Annotated in this window: 14 protein-coding genes; 6 read left to right on the top strand and 8 right to left on the bottom strand. The window is 63.9% G+C overall.

The window, feature by feature from the left end; genetic code table 11:
* The first annotated feature begins 14 nt into the window (after positions 1 to 14).
* The 4 genes from XH87_RS07130 (at position 15) to XH87_RS07115 (ending at position 6,369) form a co-directional block, all read left to right on the top strand.
* Positions 15 to 2,264, top strand: coding sequence for a marine proteobacterial sortase target protein (locus XH87_RS07130; protein WP_271586693.1), 2,250 nt, complete (start codon positions 15 to 17; stop codon positions 2,262 to 2,264).
* A 172-nt stretch (positions 2,265 to 2,436) separates the two neighbouring features.
* The gene (locus tag XH87_RS07125; RefSeq protein WP_271586692.1) at positions 2,437 to 3,006 is read left to right on the top strand and encodes a class GN sortase; all 570 of its coding nucleotides are present in this window, start codon (positions 2,437 to 2,439) and stop codon (positions 3,004 to 3,006) included.
* A 138-nt stretch (positions 3,007 to 3,144) separates the two neighbouring features.
* Positions 3,145 to 5,361, top strand: a complete 2,217-nt coding sequence (locus XH87_RS07120) for an acetate--CoA ligase family protein (protein ID WP_271586691.1) — start codon at positions 3,145 to 3,147, stop codon at positions 5,359 to 5,361.
* 183 nt (positions 5,362 to 5,544) lie between these two features.
* On the top strand, positions 5,545 to 6,369 hold the full coding sequence (locus XH87_RS07115) for an MlaD family protein (RefSeq protein ID WP_271586690.1): 825 nt from the start codon (positions 5,545 to 5,547) through the stop codon (positions 6,367 to 6,369).
* A gap of 64 nt (positions 6,370 to 6,433) precedes the next feature.
* Here the strand turns inward: XH87_RS07115 and XH87_RS07110 are convergent, their stop codons facing one another.
* From XH87_RS07110 to urtA, 8 genes are all read right to left on the bottom strand, one after another.
* The gene (locus XH87_RS07110) at positions 6,434 to 7,474 is read right to left on the bottom strand and encodes an aliphatic amidase (protein ID WP_271586689.1); all 1,041 of its coding nucleotides are present in this window, start codon (positions 7,472 to 7,474) and stop codon (positions 6,434 to 6,436) included.
* Between the two features lie 62 nt (positions 7,475 to 7,536).
* Positions 7,537 to 7,914, bottom strand: a complete 378-nt coding sequence (locus XH87_RS07105) for an FmdB family zinc ribbon protein (RefSeq protein WP_271586688.1) — start codon at positions 7,912 to 7,914, stop codon at positions 7,537 to 7,539.
* 92 nt (positions 7,915 to 8,006) lie between these two features.
* A complete protein-coding gene (fmdA, locus tag XH87_RS07100; RefSeq protein ID WP_271586687.1) occupies positions 8,007 to 9,236 on the bottom strand; it encodes a formamidase in 1,230 nt (409 codons plus the stop codon).
* Between the two features lie 27 nt (positions 9,237 to 9,263).
* Complete coding sequence (urtE, locus tag XH87_RS07095; protein ID WP_271586686.1) at positions 9,264 to 9,953, bottom strand: urea ABC transporter ATP-binding subunit UrtE; 690 nt, start codon at positions 9,951 to 9,953, stop codon at positions 9,264 to 9,266.
* Between the two features lie 11 nt (positions 9,954 to 9,964).
* Complete coding sequence (gene urtD, locus XH87_RS07090; protein ID WP_271586685.1) at positions 9,965 to 10,720, bottom strand: urea ABC transporter ATP-binding protein UrtD; 756 nt, start codon at positions 10,718 to 10,720, stop codon at positions 9,965 to 9,967.
* 118 nt (positions 10,721 to 10,838) lie between these two features.
* The gene (gene urtC, locus XH87_RS07085) at positions 10,839 to 11,981 is read right to left on the bottom strand and encodes an urea ABC transporter permease subunit UrtC (protein ID WP_035716122.1); all 1,143 of its coding nucleotides are present in this window, start codon (positions 11,979 to 11,981) and stop codon (positions 10,839 to 10,841) included.
* A 17-nt stretch (positions 11,982 to 11,998) separates the two neighbouring features.
* A complete protein-coding gene (gene urtB, locus XH87_RS07080; RefSeq protein ID WP_035716118.1) occupies positions 11,999 to 12,925 on the bottom strand; it encodes an urea ABC transporter permease subunit UrtB in 927 nt (308 codons plus the stop codon).
* A gap of 148 nt (positions 12,926 to 13,073) precedes the next feature.
* Positions 13,074 to 14,333: an urea ABC transporter substrate-binding protein gene (gene urtA / locus XH87_RS07075; RefSeq protein ID WP_271586684.1), complete on the bottom strand. Its 1,260-nt coding sequence runs from the start codon at positions 14,331 to 14,333 to the stop codon at positions 13,074 to 13,076.
* A 168-nt stretch (positions 14,334 to 14,501) separates the two neighbouring features.
* Between urtA and XH87_RS07070 the strand changes: the two genes are divergently transcribed.
* A complete protein-coding gene (locus XH87_RS07070) occupies positions 14,502 to 17,873 on the top strand; it encodes a hybrid sensor histidine kinase/response regulator (RefSeq protein WP_271586683.1) in 3,372 nt (1,123 codons plus the stop codon).
* Positions 17,857 to 18,783 (top strand): response regulator, encoded by a 927-nt coding sequence (locus tag XH87_RS07065; protein WP_271586682.1) that lies wholly within the window; start codon positions 17,857 to 17,859, stop codon positions 18,781 to 18,783. Before XH87_RS07070 ends, XH87_RS07065 begins: the two co-directional genes overlap by 17 nt.
* Positions 18,784 to 18,824 lie beyond the last annotated feature (41 nt).

Raw genomic sequence — 18,824 nt, 5'->3', positions numbered from 1 at the left:
TTGGAGCAGGCCAAATGGATACCTACGACACAGCCGACGGCGACGAACACCCTATCCTGAGGCGACTGATCAAGCTCGGATTGTTCCTCCTCGCGCAGGGCATCGCGGTGATGCTGGTCGCCTTCGTGGCCCTGCTGGTGAGCCTCGGAACCGGTTGGTCGGCGACGACCGAACAGGCCGGCCTGCTCCAACCTGGCGAGGCGCGGTCGGGCAGCCTGCTGTTGAAGGAGGACGGCGCCACCACCGAGGCGATTCGTCTCGGCACCGACATCGACATCACCGTGTCGGGTCCGACGCTGCGCGCCCGACTCACGCAAGTGTTCCGCAATCCGACCAGGGACTGGGTCGCGGCCACCTATGTCTATCCGCTCGCCACCAATGGTGCCGTCGACACGCTGAAGATGGTGGTCGGCGACCGCGTCATCGTCGGCGACATCAAGGAGCGGCAGCAGGCTCGCATGATCTACGAGCAGGCGCGAAGCGCCGGCCAGAAGGCCGCGCTGACCGAGCAGGAGCGGCCCAACATCTTTAGCAATTCGGTCGCCAATATCGGTCCCGGCGAGACCGTGCTGGTGCAGATCGAATATCAGGAGCCGGTGCATCAATCCGGCAACGAATATTCGCTCCGCGTGCCGCTGGTGGTCGCCCCGCGCTACAATCCGGCACCGATCGTGCAAAGCGTCGACTTCCGCAAGGACGGCTCCGGCTGGGGCGCCACGTCGTCGGATCCCGTGCCCGACCGCGATCGCATCTCCCCGACAGTCCTGGACCCCGCCAGGAATGCGCCGGTCAACCCGACCAGCATCACGGTGCGCCTGAAGGCCGGCTTCGCGCTCGGCGAGGTCAGGAGCCACCACCATAACGTCAAGGTCGACAACCCGGACAACACGACGCGTGTCATCACGCTCGCTGATGGCGCTGTCCCCGCCGATCGTGACTTCGAGCTGACCTGGAAGCCGGCCGCGGGCACGGCGCCATCGGTCGGCCTGTTCCGCGAGCATGTCGGCGATTCCGATTACCTGCTCGCCTTCGTCACTCCGCCCGCCGTCGAGCAGGCAACGCAGAAGCCGCTGCCCCGCGAGGTCGTGTTCGTGATCGACAATTCGGGATCGATGGGCGGCACCTCCATCGTTCAGGCCAAGGCGAGCCTGCTCTATGCCCTCGGCCGCCTCCAGCCGAATGACCGCTTCAACGTGATCCGTTTCGATGACACCATGGACGTGCTGTTTCCGGCCTCGGTGCCGGCGGATGCCGCGCATGTCAATGAGGCGAGCTCCTTCGTCGGTGCGTTGCAGGCGCGCGGCGGCACCGAGATGGTGCCGGCGATGCGTGCCGCGCTGACCGACAAGCTCGTTCACGGCAGCATGGTTCGCCAGATCGTGTTCCTGACCGACGGCGCGATCGGCAACGAGCAGCAATTGTTCGAGACGATCACGGCGATGCGCGGCCGTTCGCGCGTGTTCATGGTCGGCATCGGCTCGGCGCCCAACACCTTTCTGATGACGCGCGCCGCCGAGCTCGGCCGCGGCGCCTTCACCCATATCGGCTCGGTCGAGCAGGTCGAGGAGCGCATGCGCGGCCTGTTCGCCAGGCTGGAAAATCCGGCGGTGACCGGCCTCACCGCAAAATTCTCCGACGCCAAGGCCGATGTCACTCCGGCGATCATCCCCGACATCTATCGCGACGAGCCGCTGGTGCTGGCGGCCAGGCTCGACAAGCTCGCGGGCTCGCTCGAGATCAAGGGACGCGTCGGCGATCGTCCGTGGTCGGTGACGCTGCCGCTGCAAAGCGCCGCCGAAGGCAAGGGCCTGTCAAAGCTCTGGGCCAAGCGCAAGATCGGCGATGCCGAAGTGGCGCGCGCCATGCGCGAGACGACGCCCGAAGAATCCGACAAGGCGATCCTGGCGCTGGCGCTCGATCATCAGATCGTCACACGGCTCACCAGCCTCGTCGCGGTCGACAGGACGCCGAGCCGGCCCGAAGGCGAGCCGCTGAGGCTCAGCTACCTGCCGATCAATCTTCCGGCCGGCTGGGATTTCGAGAAAGTGTTCGGCGAGCGGCCGCATCTGACGCCGACACAGCTGCGCGAACGCCATGCCGACGGGCGCAACCAGCCGACACCCGCGGCACCCGACACGATCCGCCTGCCCAAGACTGCAACCTCGGCCGAGCTGAAGATGGTCGCAGGCCTGATCCTGATCGCGCTCGCCCTGATCCTGCTCGTGTTCAACCGGCGTCGGTCCTTGCTCACTGACGCCGCTTGAGAGAGGAGCCCCCCGAACTCCTCTGTTAGCGCGCGCGGCTGCCCGTCCCATAACGGCCGCGCGCGCCTTTTTCTCCACGTCATTCCGGGGCGGCTCGCAGAGCCCAACCCGGAATCTCGAGGTTCGGGGTTCTCGCTGCGCGAGCCCCGGAACGGCGAACAAGAGATACACAATGCCCCGCCTCGTCTCTCCTCTGGCTCTCGCGCTCGTCGGACTCATCCTGTTCGGCGACGGCGCCTACATCCATGCCAAGGCCTGGCTGGCGCAGGTGCTGCTCGAGCGGGCATTCGACCGAAGCATTGCGACGGGACAGGCGGTGAAGCCATGGCCGTGGGCCGACACCTGGCCGGTGGCGCGGATCGAGGTCAAGCGGATCGGCGCCAGCGCGATCGTGCTGGAAGGCGCGAGCGGACAGGCGCTCGCCTTTGGACCCGGCCATATCCACCAATCGGCCGATGCGGGTGAACGCGGGATCGCCGTCTATGCCGCCCATCGCGACACTCATTTCCGCTTCCTGCGGAATGTCGCCATTGGTGACGTCATCGATGTCACACGCAGCGACGGCCGACACTTTCGCTATCGCGCGGATTCCACGGCCGTGGTCCGTTTCGATGCATCGGGCATCGATCCTGCGACCGAGGGTTTCGAGCTCGTTCTCGCGACCTGCTGGCCATTCGACGCCGTCACTTCCGGCCCCGAGCGCTACGTTCTGCATGCAACATTGATTGGGGCCAGCAGTTAGATCGCCCTGCGGGTTCACGCGTCGAAGCGGACTTCATTCCACCACACGGCATGACACCCACATGGTTGCCACTCCGACGGACTCGCCATAGAACAGAGCGACGCGCCACCAAATAAGAACAACAGGTGAGGTCACGCTATGGAAGCCCATGTGTCTGCTGCGTCCGCGTTCCGTCCATGGTTTCCGCCGCCCGACGCCAGCGACATCGTCAAGGGTATCCACGCCATGCTGCACCCGCGCAACATCGTGTTGGTGGGTGCGACCGACAAGCCCGGCAATTATGCCGAGCGTATCTGGAACAATCTGGTCAAGTACGGTTACGAGGGCGGCCTCTATCCGATCAACGCCAAGCGTGACGCCATCTGGGGCGTTCCCTGCTACAAGGATTTTGCGAGCCTTCCCGAGAAGCCCGATCACGTCCTGGTGCTGGTGCCGGCGCGCTCGGCCGTGCAGGTGATCCGCGACGCCGCAGCAGCCGGCGCGCGTTCGGCCACCATCGTCACCTCCGGCTTCAGCGAATTGCAGGATGACGAAAGCCAGAAGCTCGCCGCCGAATTGCAGGCGGCCGTGCGCGAGACGGGCCTTGCCGTCACGGGCCCGAACTGCCTCGGCAATCTAAGCGCCGGCGAAAAGCTGTTCACCAACATCGACGATCGTGTCGTCACCATGGAACAGGGCGCGGTGGCAATCGCCGGGCAATCCGGCGCCATCGTCATGGCGATCCGCCAGGCGCTGGAGGATCGCGGCGTCGGTGTCGGCTACATGGTCACGACCGGCAACGAGGCCGGGCTCGAGACGCCGGACCTGATGCGCTATTTCGCCGAGGATCCGAGCATCAGGGTGATCGTCGTCTACCTCGAAGGCGTGCGCAACACCAGGGCCTTCCGCGAAGCCTGCAAGGCGGCGCGCGCCGCAAGCAAGCCCGTGATTGCGCTCAAGCTCGGGGCGTCGGAGGGTGGCCGCGCCGCGGCGATGGCCCATACCGGCGCGCTGGCGGGCTCGATCGAGACATTCGACGCCATTGCGACGCGCGAGGGCGTGATCCGGGTTGGCGGGCTCGACGAACTGATCGAGACCACCGAATGCTTCGTTCACGCCGCCGCGCCCAAAGGCAGCCGGCTCGCCGCCGTCACGCTGTCCGGAGGCAAGCGCGGCATGCTGATCGATGCCTTCTACGCCGCCGGGCTGAACTTCGCGCCGTTGAGCCCGCATGTCAGCTCGGAGCTGGCGAAGATGCTCGGCCCGGGCTCGATCGTCGGAAACCCGCTCGACGCCGGCTTCGCCGCCGTCGTCGATCCCTCCGTCTACATGAAGTCGATCAAGCTGATGATCGACGACCCCGATATCGACATCGTCATCGTCGATGCCGAACTGCCGAAAGCGCCGCACGAGCTGCGCGAGCGCAACTTGCGCATCGTCAACGACATGGCGGGGCAGGCCGGCAAGCCGGTGATCTATATCAGCGCGATGTCGATCGGCTTCACCGAGTTCACCAAGACCTTGCGCAAGTCGCTGCCGCATCTTGCAGTCATGCAGGGCATGGACCGCGCAGTGACCGCGATCAAGTCGCTGCTCGACTACGCGAAACTGTGCAAAGAGGTGCCCGACATCGTCTCGAGTTCGAAGCCTTCCGCGCGCGCCGTGCTGGAGAAGACGTTGAGATCGGCCAGCGGCGCAGCGCTCGACGAAGTCGCCTCCAAGAAGCTCCTGAAGGCCTACGGCATCCCGATCTCGAAGGAGGCGATCGCACAGACGGCCGCCGAAGCCGTGAAGATCGCCAAGCAGATCGGATTCCCGGTCGTCGCAAAGGTCGTCAGCGCCGAGATCCTGCACAAGTCCGACATCGGGGGCGTGGTGCTGAACCTCAGCAGCGCGGCCGAAGTGAAGAAGGCATTTTCCGACATCACGGCGCGAGTGGCGAGGCTGAAGGGCAAGCCGAAGCTCGACGGCATCCTGATCGCGCAGCAGATCAAGGCCGATCTCGAGCTGGTCGTCGGCGCCTCGCTCGATGCCGAGATGGGTCCGGTCGTGCTGTTCGGGACTGGCGGCATCGACATCGAGCTGATGAAGGACGTCGCCCTCGCCGGCGCGCCGCTGGACGAGGCCGAGGCACGGCTCCTGATCGGCCGCACCAAGGCCGGCATCAAGATGCGGGGCTATCGCGGCAGGCCAGCCCTGCACGAGGCCTCGGCGGTGAAGGCGCTGGTCGGCCTGTCCAATTTGATCGCGGATGCCGGCGACCGGATCGCCTCGGTTGACATCAACCCGTTCCTGATCAACCCCCGGGCGGGTGTGGCCGTCGATGCCCTGATCGTGCTCAACAATGCCGCGGCAAGACGCGCGGCCGGACATTGAAGTCCTGTAGGGTGGATTGGCGAGGCGTATTCCGCCGACTCACCTCTACGCATGCGAGAGATGGTGGCGGGTTACGCTTCCGCCTTCGCTCTCCGAGCTTCGGCGGGCAAGTCGTTAACCCGCCCGATGTACCATTGCCGGCTCCTTCCAACTTCCCCGCTTTGGTCGTAAAATCCTTCCTGCATGGCGCGCGCGAGCAATCTTGTGATCGGAACGGCAACGCTGGCGGCGATCGCCGTGGCGTTCGGCGGCGTGCTCGGCGTGCAGAAGTGGCGCACCATCCAGAGCCGCAGCCAGTTGCGCGTGGTGTTCGAGGGTGGTTCCGCCAGCGGCCTGCGCCGCGGGGGGCCGGTCAATTTCGACGGCGTGCCCGCCGGCCAGATCCTGTCGATCAAGCTCGACAGCCCCCGCAGGATCGTGGCGCTGGTGATGCTCGACAACACCGCACCGATCCGCAAGGACACCGCGGCAGGCATCGAGTTCCAGGGCCTCACCGGCGTTGCCGCGATCTCGCTGATCGGCGGCGCTCCCTCTGCGCCGCCGGTGCCGCTGGACTCGGACGGCATCCCCGTGCTGACGGCCGATCTCAGCGACGCCGAATCCATCGTTGAAACCCTGCACAGCGTCGACCGCACGATCGTGAACAACGCGCCGGCGATCAAGGAGGGCCTGGGCACGTTCGAGAGCCACACCGCCGACCTCAGGAGCAAGGGCGCGGAAATCGATTCGGTCATGGCCAAGGTCGACAGCGCCTTTGCGGGATTCGACAAGGCGGTCGCAAAGATCGAGGGCGTGGTGCCAGGCTTCGTCGACGGCAAGGCCGACGAGCTGTTGGAGAAGATCAAGGGACTGCACGAGCTTGCCGACATCATGAAGAAGAAGTCGGCGACCTATCTCGAAGACATCCGCCGCTCGCTGCTCGACGTCAGCGAGGCCGCCAACAAGATGAGTGGGACGCCCGCGCCCCCGCCGCGTCCACCGCGCAAGCCCACGGAGCAGAAGCGGTAGTACCGCTACCTGGCGCGCGACGTCCCTGCCGACATGCGAGCAGGTGACGTGCGCCGGCAACGACTCAGTAATTGCTTGGAGACGCTCCATTCGGGATGCCGTCGATCGGGCACTCGTCCGTGCCCGGGGTCGAACGGGTCATCGCTTCCACCATGTCGCGCGTGCCTTCGGGGTCCTTGATCCAGTTCTTGTAGAAATCATACGGGCACGCCGCGATACCGCGCGGGCTGTCGCCGGAATTGATCATGCCGGTGTAGCCGCGGTGGACCAGCTTGTAGAGATGGTTCTGCGACTGGCCGTTGCGGCGCGCGTCGCGGATCAAATGTTTCGAGAGCTGGGCGTACTGGATGCCGTAATCCTCCTCGCCGCATTCGCCGAGGGTGCGGCCATCGAAGCCGATGATCGCGGAGTGGCCGAAATAGGAATAGACGCCGTCGAAGCCGGCGGCATTGGCGACCGCGACATAGACGTTGTTGGCCCAGGCCATGGCCTTGGAGATCATGACCTGCTGCTCCTTGGCCGGATACATGTAGCCCTGGCAACGCACGATCAGCTCGGCGCCCTTCATGGCGCAGTCGCGCCAGATCTCCGGATAGTTGCCGTCGTCGCAGATGATCAGGCTAACCTTGAGGCCTTTCGGGCCCTCGGAGACATAGGTGCAATTGCCGGGATACCAGCCCTCGATCGGCACCCAGGGCATGATCTTGCGGTACTTCTGCACGATCTCGCCCTTGTCGTTCATCAGGATCAAGGTGTTGTAGGGCGCCTTGTGCGGATGCTCCTCGTGGCGTTCGCCGGTGAGCGAGAACACGCCCCACACTTTCGCCTTGCGGCAGGCCTCGGCGAAGATCGCGGTTTCCTCGCCCGGCACCATGGATGCCGTTTCGTACATCTCCTTGGAGTCGTACATGATGCCTTGCGTGGAATATTCCGGAAAGATCACGAGGTCCATGCCGGGCAGGCCGAGCTTCATGCCGACGATCATGTCGGCGATCTTGCGGGCGTTATCGAGCACCTCCGCCTTGGTGTGCAGGCGGGGCATCTTGTAATTGACCACTGCAACGCCGATGGTGTCGTTGCTGCTGGAAATGTCGCCGTGAAGCATGTTGACCGCTCCTTTACGTGACTCGTTGTTCTGGGTCGCCGCCGATCAGGCGGTCGCGTAGATTAGTGGCTGATCATCCAGGGCCGCGCCGTCGGAAAACCCTTGGCACCGCCCCCGGTCTTGGTCATCGGACGCGCCGGTTTCTTCCCGTCCGTTGCGCCCTTGTCCTTCACGGTCTTGCCTGAGGAGCAGCAGCCGCAGCCGGGGCCGTGCGAGGCCTTGTACTGGGCGAGCGTCTGCGGCGCATGCGTGCTGCGCTCGTTGACCGCATGCGCCTTGCGCTTGTCGGCCGGCATGCAGAAGAAGTTCGGTGCGGTCAGGATGACGCGGGGGGCCAACGTCTCGCAGTGCGGACAGCTTTGCGGATCGTCGCACTCCGCCATCGGGCGAAGGTCCTTGAATGGACCGCAGTCGTCACAAAGATATTCGTAGACCGGCATCGCATCATCCCCACGCTGGAGCCTGCTCAACACACCTGGCGGCGGATGCGGGGCGGCAAGTGCGCGCCGTCCCGCATTTCGTCGCGCAGGGATCACTTGTCCGGCGAGATCGGCATCTGGATATCGCCGGTGAGGTGCTTGATGGGACCGGCCGCCGATGGCATCACGTCGAAGTCGAAGATCTCGGTCGGCAGCCACAGCGTGGCGCAGGCATTGGGTACGTCGACCACGCCGGAGATGTGGCCCTGGCACGGCGCGGTGCCGAGGATCGAATAGGCCTGCGCGCCGGAGTAGCCGAACTTCTTCAGATACTCGATGGCGTTGAGGCAGGCCTGGCGGTAGGCGATGTGAACGTCGAGATAGTGCTGCTTGCCGGCCTCGTCGACCGAGATGCCCTCGAAGATCAGATAGTCCTTGTAGTTCGGCGTGATCGGCGAGGGCTTGAAGATGGGGTTCTTGATGCCGTATTTCGACATGCCGTCCTTGATCACTTCCACCTTCAGGTGCAGCCAGCCGGCCATCTCGATGGCGCCGCAGAAGGTGATCTCGCCGTCGCCCTGGCTGAAGTGCAGGTCGCCCATCGACAGGCCCGCGCCCGGCACATAGACCGGGAAGTAGATCTTCGAGCCGCGCGAGAGATCCTTGATGTCGCAATTGCCGCCGTGCTCGCGCGGCGGCACGGTGCGCGCTCCCTCCGCGCCGATCTTGGCTTTCACGTCGCCCTTGGCGCGGCCACCATGGGCGGTCGGCGCGAAGGGCGGATTGGCAAGGCCGGGCACGCGCGTCGGGTTGGTCGAGATCAGCTCGGCCTCGCGCTTGTTCCACGTGTCCAGCATCTTGGGATCCGGCAGACAGCCGATCAGGCCGGGATGAATCAGGCCCGCAAAATTCACGCCGGGCACATGGCGCGACGAGGTGTAGAGGCCCTTGATGTCCCAGATCGACTTCTGCGCCAGCGGGAAATGGTCCGTGAGGAAGCCGCCGCCGTTCTGCTTGGAGAAGAAGCCGTTGAAGCCCCACAGGCTCTCCTTGAGCGGCCCGACGTCGAGCAGGTCGACCACGAGGAGATCGCCGGGCTCGGCGCCCTTGACGCCGATCGGGCCGGACAGGAAGTGCACGATCGAAAGGTCGATGTCGCGCACGTCGTCGGCGGAATCGTTGTTCTTGATGAAGCCGCCGGTCCAGTCATACGTCTCGATGATGAAGTCGTCGCCGGGATTGACCCAGGCCACGATCGGGATGTCGGGGTGCCAGCGGTTATGCACCATGTCATTTTCATAGGCCGACTTGGTGAGATCGACCTTGATCAGTGTCTCTGGCATCGAGATGCTCCCCTTTACTACGGTTGGTTAGACGGACAGATATTTCGAGACCTGCGCGGCATCGACGGCGTCGCGCGGATCGTCGCGCACGATCTCGCCGTTCTCGATCACCAGCACGCGGTCGGCGATGTCGAGCGCAAAGCTCAGCACCTGTTCCGAGACGACGATCGAAAGGCCCTTCTCGTCGCGGATACGCTTCAAGGTGCGCGCCATCTCCTTGATGATCGACGGCTGGATGCCTTCAGTCGGTTCGTCCAGCAGCAGAACTTTCGGCTTGGTCGCGAGCGCGCGCGCGATCGCAAGCTGCTGCTGCTGGCCGCCGGAGAGATTGCCGCCGCGGCGGCCTTTCATTTCCAGCAGCACCGGGAACAGTTCGTAAATGTCGCCAGGCACCTCCGACCCGCCGGAGACGACGAGGCCGGTCTCGATGTTCTCCTTCACCGTCATGGTGGAGAAGATCATGCGGCCCTGCGGCACGTAGGCGAGGCCCTTGGCCACGCGCTCGTAGCTCCTGAGGCCGCCGAGCTCGGTGCCGTCCATCGTCACCGAGCCGCTTTTTGCCGGCAGGATCCCCATCAGCGACTTCATCAAGGTGGTCTTGCCCATGCCGTTGCGGCCCATGATCGCGACGATCTCGTTGGGCGCGACCTTGACGTTGAGGCCGTGCAGCACCTCGCTCTGGCCGTAGGCGACGTGGAGGTCAGAAATTGCCAGCATCGAGATTCTCCTCAGCGCCCCAGATAAACTTCGATGACCTTGGGATCGTTCTTCACCTTCTCCATGGTCCCCTCCGAGAGGATCTGACCCTGGTGCAGCACGGTGACCTTGTGCGCGATGTCCTCGACGAATTTCATGTCGTGCTCGATCACCAGCACCGAGCGGTTCTTGATGATGCGGTTGAGCAATTCGGCGGTCTTGGCCCGCTCGGACACGCTCATGCCGGCGACCGGCTCATCCAGCATCAGCAGGTCGGGGTCCTGGATCAGCAGCATGCCGATCTCGAGCCACTGCTTCTGGCCGTGGCTGAGCTCGTCGGCATAGGTGTTGAGCTTGTCCTTGAGAAAGATCATCTCTGCGACCTCCTCGACCCGGTCCTTCACCGGCTGGTCGCGCTGGAAGGTCAACGAGCCGAACACGGTGCGGCCGCGCGGAAACGAGATCTCGAGGTTCTCGAACACCGTGAGGTCCTCGAACACCGACGGCGTCTGGAACTTGCGCCCGACGCCGGTCTGCACGATCTCGTTCTCCTTCATCTTCGTGAGCTCCTTGCCACGAAACTGGATCGAGCCCGACGTCGCCTTGGTCTTGCCGCAGATCAGGTCAAGCACCGTGGTCTTGCCCGCACCATTGGGACCGATGATGACGCGAATCTCGTTCTCCTCGACGTAGAAGGAGAGATCGTTGACCGCCTTGAACCCGTCGAACGAGACGGTCAGTCCGGAGACCGCGAGCAGGAATTCCTTCGGCTGATGACCGACGAGCATGATCTATCTCCTAACTGCCAACGTGGCATCGGCATCGTGATGACCGACGAGCATGATCTATCTCCCCACTGCCAGCGTGGCATCGGCATCGTGATGTCCGACGAGCATGATGATCCCCTCACTCTGCCGGTGCGCCGTCGGCGACAGAATTGCCGTTCCAGTCCGCCTTCGCCTTGCGCGATGCGAACAGCCGATCAATGCGAGGTTGCACGTAATCGGCCCAGAGCCCGGACAGGCCGTTCGGGAAGGCGAGCACGACCGCGATGAACAGCGCGCCGAGGCCGAACAGCCAGAGTTGCGGGAAGGATTCCGACAGGCTGGTCTTGGCGAAATTCACCAGGATGGCCCCCCATATCGCGCCGAAGATCGACATTCGCCCGCCGACGGCGGTGTAGATCACCATCTCGATCGACGGCACGATGCCGACAAAGGACGGCGACATGAAACCGACATTGAGCGCGAACATGGCGCCGCCGATCGCGGCGAAGACCGCGGCCATGCAGAAGGCGAAGATCTTGAAGTTGGCGACGCTGTAGCCGGAGAAGCGGACGCGGTCCTCCTGCTCGCGCATCGCCACCAGGATGCGGCCGAGCTTGGTCAGGCGGATGAACTGTGCGATGCCGATACAGGCGAACAACAGCACCACCTCGACGAAGTACAGGATGACCTTGGCGTGATCGGGCCGGATGTCCCAGCCCTTGAGCGTGCGCAAATCGGTCATGCCGTTGATACCGCCGGTATAGCCCTGCTGCCCGACGATCAGGATGGTCAGGATGGCGGCGACGGCCTGGGTGATGATCGCGAAATAGGTGCCTCCGACACGCCGCTTGAACATCGCAGTGCCGATGATCAGGGCGAAGAGACCGGGAACCAGGATGATGGCGAGAATGGTGAAGGTGAGGCTGTGAAATGGCTGCCAGAACAACGGTAATGACGTGATCTGATTCCAGTCCATGAAGTCAGGAATGCCGGGCGTCGACTGGATCTTCGTGTTCTCGACGCTCGAGGCCTCGAGCTTGAGGAACATCGCCATGCAGTAGCCGCCGAGGCCGAAGAACACGCCCTGCCCCAGGCTCAGAATGCCGCCATACCCCCAGCACAGCACGAGGCCGAGCGCGACGAAGGCGTAGGTCAAATATTTCGCGACCAGATTGAGGCGGAACACGTCCAGCGACAGCGGCAGGATCACGAACAGCACGGCGGCCAGGACGACAAAGCCCGTGAGTTCGGAGCGATTGAAGAAGCGTGAGTTGATGATCATGGCTTGCCTGCTTCTCGTTATTTGCGGACTTTGAGGGCGAAGAGACCCTGCGGCCGCAGCATCAGGATGCCGACGACAGCGAGCAGCGTGAGCACCTTCGCCATCGAGCCCGACATGAAGAATTCGAGCGTCGATTGCGTCTGCGAGATCGAGAAAGCCGAGGCGATGGTGCCAAGCAGGCTGGCGGCGCCGCCGAACACGACGACCAGGAACGTGTCGACGATGTAGAGCTGGCCGGAGGTCGGGCCGGTCGAGCCGATCATGGTGAAGGCGCTGCCGGCAACGCCGGCGATGCCGCAACCGAGGCCGAAAGTATAGCGGTCGACCTTTTCGGTATTGATGCCGACGGCCCCGGCCATGATGCGGTTCTGCACGACCGCACGCACCTGGCGGCCCCAGCGCGACATGTAGAGAACGTAGGCGACGGAGATGGTGATCAGCACGGTGAGACACATCACGAAGACGCCGTTGATCGGCACTTCAATGCTGTCGGTGACGTGCAGCGAGCCCAGCATCCACTGCGGCAGCTCGACGCCGACCTCGCGCGCACCGAACACGGAGCGATAGGCCTGCTGCAGCATCAGGCTGAGGCCCCAGGTGGCGAGCAGCGTATCGAGCGGGCGCTTGTACAGATGCCGTATCAGCACCCACTCCACCAGCATGCCCAACGCACCGGACGCGACAAAGGCGAGGATCATTGCGAGGAAGAAGTAGCCGCCGAACAGGCTCGGCATGTAGGTCTGGAACAGATTGGAAGTCATCCAGGTGACGTAGGCCCCGAGGATCATGAACTCGCCATGGGCCATGTTGATGACGCCCATCTGGCCGAAGATGATCGCGAGCCCCAGCGCCATCAGGACGTAGACCGAGAACAGGATCAGTCCTGCAAAGCCCTGCATGACGAAGATGGAGCCAAGGTCACCAAGCGAATAGTCGCCGAACATCGATGTCCTCCGTCGGGGATAAGGGTCCCGCGTCGCGATGCAGAGTCGCGACGCGGGGGCTTGGGCATGGACTTGCGATCCACGCCAGGGAGCGGCTTGGTGCCTGGGAGAAAGCGCGACGGATGTCGCCGTTTACCGATGGCGCTTCTTACTGGTAGCCCTTGGGGAACGGATCCGGCTCGACGAGGTCGGCGGTCTCGTAGATCAGCTCGAACTGACCATCGAGCTTGGCGCGCCCCACCCGGGTCTTCGACCAGAGGTGATGGTTCTCATGGATACGCACGTAACCTTCCGGAGCGCCCTTGAACTCGACGCCCGGCGAGGCCGCAGCGATCTTGTCGACGTCGAAGGAGCCGGCCTTCTCGACCGTCAGCTTCCACAGCCACGGGCCGAGATACGCAGCCTGGGTGACGTCTCCAATCACGGTCTTCTCGCCCCACATCTTCTTGAACGCGGGCACGAAGGCCTTGTTGTTGGGATTGTCGAGCGACTGGAAATATTTCATGCAGGCATAGGCACCCGCAATGTTCTCGCCGCCGATGCCGTCGATTTCGTCTTCGGTCACCGAGATCGTCAGCAGCGGCTGCTTGGCGAGATCGATGCCGGCAGCCTTGAGCTGCTTGTAGAAGGCGACGTTGGAGCCGCCGACGACGTCGGTGAAGATCACGTCGGGCTTGGTCAGCTTGATCTTGTTGATGACCGAGTTGAACTGGGTGTTGCCGAGCGGATAATACTCCTCGCCGACCACCTTGCCCTTCAGCACGTTCTCGACGTGCTTGCGCGCGATCTTGTTCGAGGTGCGCGGCCAGATGTAGTCGGAACCGATGAAGAAGAAGGTCTTCGCGCCTTTCTCCTTGGCGATCCAGTTCAGGCCGGCGAGAATCTGCTGGGTCGCTTCCTGGCCGGTATAGATCACGTTCTTGGACTGCTCGAGGCCCTCATAGAAGGTCGGGTAATAGAGCATGCCGTTATACTGCTCGACGACCGGCAGCACCGCCTTGCGCGAGGCCGAGGTCCAGCAGCCCATGATGGCCGCGACCTTGTCGTTGACCAGCAGCTTCTTGGCCTTTTCTGCGAAGGTCGGCCAATCGGAGGCGCCGTCCTCCTGGATGAACTTGATCTTGCGCCCGAGGACGCCGCCGGCCGCGTTGATCTGCTCGATGGCGAGCTTTTCGGCCTCGATCGAGCCGGTCTCGGAGATCGCCATGGTGCCGGTCGCCGAATGCAGGATACCTACCGTCACCTCGGTGTCGGTGACCGCAAGACCTGTGGTGTTGACCGCCGAGGTCGCCGGGGCCTGCGCAAAGGACGCCCGCGGCAGCATCGTGATGGCCGGCACGGCAGCCATCCCCATCAACAATTTGCGCCGCAGCGGCGACAACAGGCCCTTGTTTGCTTCGTCTGACATGAGCACCCCACTTTTGTTCGAGAACACGCGATTGGCGCCGTGAGGATGGCTCGAATTTACGCAGCGCAAGCATACGCAAGATCGCGTATACTGCACCGCAAAATGCCGACGTAGGCTTTTGGTACGGAATTTGCGAGGGCTCAGGGTCCGTATCGGGAGTGGGGTCGAGTGGCAGGGCGGCAGCGAATAGACCGCGTCAGGCGCCAGTACAACCAATGGGTCGCCAACCAGACGCTGGAAGACTATGCACTGCGCTTCACCGCCAAGAGCGGGCGCCGCTGGTCTGCCGCCCGCGTCGCCAACACTGCGCTGGGCGCAATCTCGTTCCTGGCGATGGAGGCGATCGGCGGCACCATCACCCTGAACTATGGCGTCACCAACGCGACTGCCGCCATCCTTGTGGTCTCGATCATCATCTTCTGCTGCGGCGTGCCTATTGCATATTATGCCGCCAAATGCGGCATAGACATCGACCTGCTGACGCGGGGCGCCGGCTTCGGTTACATCGGCTCGACCGTCACCTCGCTGATCTACGCATCCTTCACCTTCATCTTCTTTGCAATCGAAGCCGTGATCCTCGCGTCCGCGCTCGAGATGTGCTTCGGGATTCCACGGCCGGTCGGCTATCTCATCAGCGCCGTCGTCATCATCCCGCTGGTGGCTTACGGCATCACGCTGATCAGCCGCTTTCAATTGTGGACCCAACCCCTGTGGGTGATCCTTCATATCATTCCGTTCGCGGCGATCGCCTGGCACAACCCGCACTCCTTTACGGAGTGGCGCAAGTTCTCGGGCGAGCACGGCGATCTCAATGGACATTTCGATCTGCTGCTGTTCGGCGTTGCGGCCTCGGTCGTGTTTTCGCTGGTGGCGCAGATCGGCGAGCAGGTCGACTTCCTGCGATTTCTGCCGCGCGACCGACGCGCCTCGAGGGCCTCCTGGTGGATGGCGCTGATGAGCGCGGGACCGGGCTGGATCGTGCTCGGCGCGCTGAAGCTCCTCGCGGGCTCGTTCCTCGCCTTCTTCGCGCTCAGCCACGGGGTGCCGCCCGAGGAGGCTGCGGAGCCGGCACACATGTATCTCGAAGCGTTCCGCTATGTGCTGTCGCAGCCTGACCTCGCGCTGGCATTGACCGGCACGTTCGTGATCCTCTCGCAGGTCAAGATCAACGTCACCAATGCCTATGCCGGCTCGATCGCCTGGTCGAACTTCTTCTCGCGTTTGACCCACAGCCATCCCGGGCGCGTGGTCTGGCTGGTCTTCAACGTCATCGTGGCGCTGCTGCTGATGGAGATCGGCGTCTACAAGGCCCTGGAGCAGACGCTGGCACTCTATTCGAACGTCGCGATCGCCTGGGTCGGCGCGCTCGTCGCCGATCTCGTCGTCAACAAGCCGCTTGGATTGCGGCCGCCGCAGATCGAATTCAAGCGCGCGCATCTCTACGACGTCAATCCGGTCGGCGTGGGCGCCATGACGATCGCGACCATCGTCTCCATCAGCGCCTTCTACGGCCTGTTCGGGCCCGTCGCGAGGGCACTGTCGGCATTCATAGCGCTCGCGGTGGCCTTCCTCGCCGCACCGTTGATTGCCTGGGCCACAGACGGCAAGTACTACATCGCACGCAAGCCGAAGCGGAGCTGGCAGAACCTCGAGGCGATCCAGTGCTGCATCTGCGAGCACTCGTTCGAGCCGGAGGACATGGCCTCCTGTCCCGCTTACGCCGGGCCGATTTGCTCCCTGTGCTGTTCGCTGGACGCGCGCTGCCACGATCTCTGCAAGCCGCATGCAAGAATCCAGGCGCAAGTGGCGGAGACGCTGGGCAAGTTGATGCCGCAATCGATCTACGCCCGGATCAACTCGCAACTGGGCCACTATATCGGCGTGTTCGTGGTCTCCGCCGGCCTGGTCGCGCTGGTGCTGGGACTGATCTATCTGCAGACGTCGGCGAGCGTGCATGGCGAAAACGCGCTCGTTTCCGACGTGCTCTGGAAGGTATTCTTCTCGCTCAGCATCATCATCGGCGTGGTCGCCTGGCTGTTCGTGCTGGCGCAGCAGAGCCGCCGCGCCGCCGAGGCCGAGACGCGGCGTCAGACCGCGCTGCTGATCCAGGAAATCGATGCGCACAAGCGCACCGACGCCGAGCTCCAGCGCGCCAAGGAGGTCGCCGAATCCGCCAACCTGGCCAAGAGCCGTTACGTGGTGGGCCTGAGCCACGAGCTGCGCTCGCCGCTGAATGCGATCAGCGGTTATGCCCAGCTCCTCGAGCAGGATGCGACGCTGGGCGCGAAGCCCCGCGACCAGGTTCGTGTCGTCCGCCGCAGCGCCGATCACCTGTCCGGCCTGATCGACGGCATCCTGGACATCTCCAAGATCGAGGCAGGCAGGCTGTATCTGTCGCGCGACGAGGTGCGCCTCAGCGAATTCCTCGACCAGCTCGTCGGCATGTTCCGCCTCCAGGCCGCAGCCAAGGGCATCGACTTCGTGTTCAGGCGACCGGCGTCGCTGCCGCTCGTGGTCTATGCCGACGAGAAGCGGCTGCGTCAGGTGCTGATCAATCTGCTCTCCAACGCCATCAAGTTCACCCAGTCCGGCAGCGTGCAGTTCGTCGTGCACTATCGCAGCCCCGTTGCCGAATTCGAGGTGATCGACACCGGCCCCGGCATCCGTGGCGACGATCTCGAACGCATCTTCGCGCCTTTCGAGCGCGGTGCGCTCGGCGTCTCGCAGCCGCAGACCGGGACCGGCCTCGGCCTCACCATCAGCCGCCTGCTCGCCGGCGTGATGGGCGGCGATATCAAGGTCACGAGCGCTGTCGGCACCGGCTCAACGTTCAAGGTCAAGATCCTGCTCTCGGAGGTCACCAATCCCCAGCGCATCGCGCCGGTGGAGGCGCCGGTTTCCGGCTATCACGGCGCTCGCAAGACCATTCTCGTCACCGACGATGATCCCGTGCATCGCGACCTCCTGCGCGAGGTGCTGACGCCGCTCGGTTTCATCCTGCTCAGCGCGCCCGACGGCGCGGGCTGCCTCGCGCTGGCACAGCATTGCCGGCCCGATCTGTTCCTGCTCGATATCTCGATGCCTGCCATGGACGGCTGGACCGTCGCCGAGGCCTTGCGCGCGTGCGGCCATCACCAGGCGCGCATCCTGATGGTGTCGGCAAGCGCGTTGGAGGCCCACGGAGCGCCGCTGGCCCAGCCCTTCCACGACGGCTACCTGATGAAGCCGATCGACATCCCGCGGCTCCTGGAAACGATCCGCCAGCTCCTCAAGATCGAATGGCAATACGGTTCGGACGAGGTCGCGGTGCCGTTCTGGCGTCCCGAGACCGGATCAAAGCCGCCGCTGCGGCACATAGAGGCGCTGATCGGGCTCGGCCAGATCGGATACGTCAAGGGCATCCAGTTGAAGCTGGACGAGATCGGCAGCGAGCACCCCGAACATGCCGACTTCGTCGCACAGATGCGGTCGCTGGTCGATCGCTTCGATCTCGACCGGTACATGGCCACATTGAAGACGTTGCATGCTCATGAGCATTGAACCAAAGAAGCGCGACGTCGCGCTTGTCGTCGATGACTCTCCGGAAACGCTGCGGCTGCTCACCGACGCGCTCGACGGCGCCGGCATGACGGTCATGGTGGCGCTCGACGGCGCCGCGGCGATGCGCATCATCGATCAGATCACGCCCGACATCATTCTGCTCGATGCCGTGATGCCCGGCATCGACGGCTTCGAGACCTGCCGCCGACTCAAGCGCGATGCGGGTCTTGCCAATGTCCCCGTGATCTTCATGACGGGTCTTGCCGAGACCGAGCACATCGTGCGTGGCCTGGAAGCGGGCGGCGTCGACTACGTGACCAAGCCGATCGTGATCGAGGAGATGCTGGCGCGCATCCGCGTCCATCTCGGCAATGCCCGGCTGACTCAGAGCGCGCGCGCCGCACTCGACGTCTCCGGCCGCTTCCTGTTCGCGGTCAATCGCCAGGGCAGCGTGCTATGGGCGACGCCGCAGGCGCAGAAACTGCTGTCCGACCATCACGGCGCGCAGGCCGACGACTTCGTGCTGCCGCCAGCGCTGCTGCAATGGCTGGAACAGGTCAAGGCCAAGGGCAGCTCGAAGTCTCAAGGCGCTTCCTTGCCCGACAATCCGCAACTTCGGCTCTTCTACATGGGCGAGACCGCGCCGAACGAGTTCCTGCTGCGACTCTCCAGGGAGTCCGGCACCGCCCTGCCGCCCGAATTCACCAGCGAGCTCGGCCTCACCACCCGCGAAGGCGAAGTGCTGGCCTGGCTCAGCAAGGGCAAGACCAACCGCGACATCGCGCAGATTCTCGGCCTCAGTCCGCGCACGGTCGACAAGCATCTCGAACAGATCTACGCCAAGCTTGGCGTGGAGAATCGGACGGCCGCGGCGGCGATCGCCACGAGTGCGACGAGGCGGAATTCGTGAGCCGTGGTGTGAATGAGTTGGAGCGCCGCTCACCTCACAAA

The organism is Bradyrhizobium sp. CCBAU 53415, assembly GCF_028128735.1.
Lineage (GTDB): Bacteria > Pseudomonadota > Alphaproteobacteria > Rhizobiales > Xanthobacteraceae > Bradyrhizobium.
The sequence above is the reverse complement of the archived record's forward strand: the minus strand, read 5'-3'. Positions and strand labels throughout refer to the sequence as shown.

Excerpts from the sequence above, each read along its gene's own strand:
- XH87_RS07130 (WP_271586693.1), top strand. The coding sequence starts at position 15 with ATGGATACCTACGACACAGCCGACGGCGACGAACACCCTATCCTGAGG.
- XH87_RS07125 (WP_271586692.1), top strand. The coding sequence starts at position 2,437 with ATGCCCCGCCTCGTCTCTCCTCTGGCTCTCGCGCTCGTCGGACTCATC.
- XH87_RS07120 (WP_271586691.1), top strand. The coding sequence starts at position 3,145 with ATGGAAGCCCATGTGTCTGCTGCGTCCGCGTTCCGTCCATGGTTTCCG.
- XH87_RS07115 (WP_271586690.1), top strand. The coding sequence starts at position 5,545 with ATGGCGCGCGCGAGCAATCTTGTGATCGGAACGGCAACGCTGGCGGCG.
- XH87_RS07110 (WP_271586689.1), bottom strand. The coding sequence starts at position 7,474 with ATGCTTCACGGCGACATTTCCAGCAGCAACGACACCATCGGCGTTGCA.
- XH87_RS07105 (WP_271586688.1), bottom strand. The coding sequence starts at position 7,914 with ATGCCGGTCTACGAATATCTTTGTGACGACTGCGGTCCATTCAAGGAC.
- fmdA (WP_271586687.1), bottom strand. The coding sequence starts at position 9,236 with ATGCCAGAGACACTGATCAAGGTCGATCTCACCAAGTCGGCCTATGAA.
- urtE (WP_271586686.1), bottom strand. The coding sequence starts at position 9,953 with ATGCTGGCAATTTCTGACCTCCACGTCGCCTACGGCCAGAGCGAGGTG.
- urtD (WP_271586685.1), bottom strand. The coding sequence starts at position 10,720 with ATGCTCGTCGGTCATCAGCCGAAGGAATTCCTGCTCGCGGTCTCCGGA.
- urtC (WP_035716122.1), bottom strand. The coding sequence starts at position 11,981 with ATGATCATCAACTCACGCTTCTTCAATCGCTCCGAACTCACGGGCTTT.
- urtB (WP_035716118.1), bottom strand. The coding sequence starts at position 12,925 with ATGTTCGGCGACTATTCGCTTGGTGACCTTGGCTCCATCTTCGTCATG.
- urtA (WP_271586684.1), bottom strand. The coding sequence starts at position 14,333 with ATGTCAGACGAAGCAAACAAGGGCCTGTTGTCGCCGCTGCGGCGCAAA.
- XH87_RS07065 (WP_271586682.1), top strand. The coding sequence starts at position 17,857 with ATGCTCATGAGCATTGAACCAAAGAAGCGCGACGTCGCGCTTGTCGTC.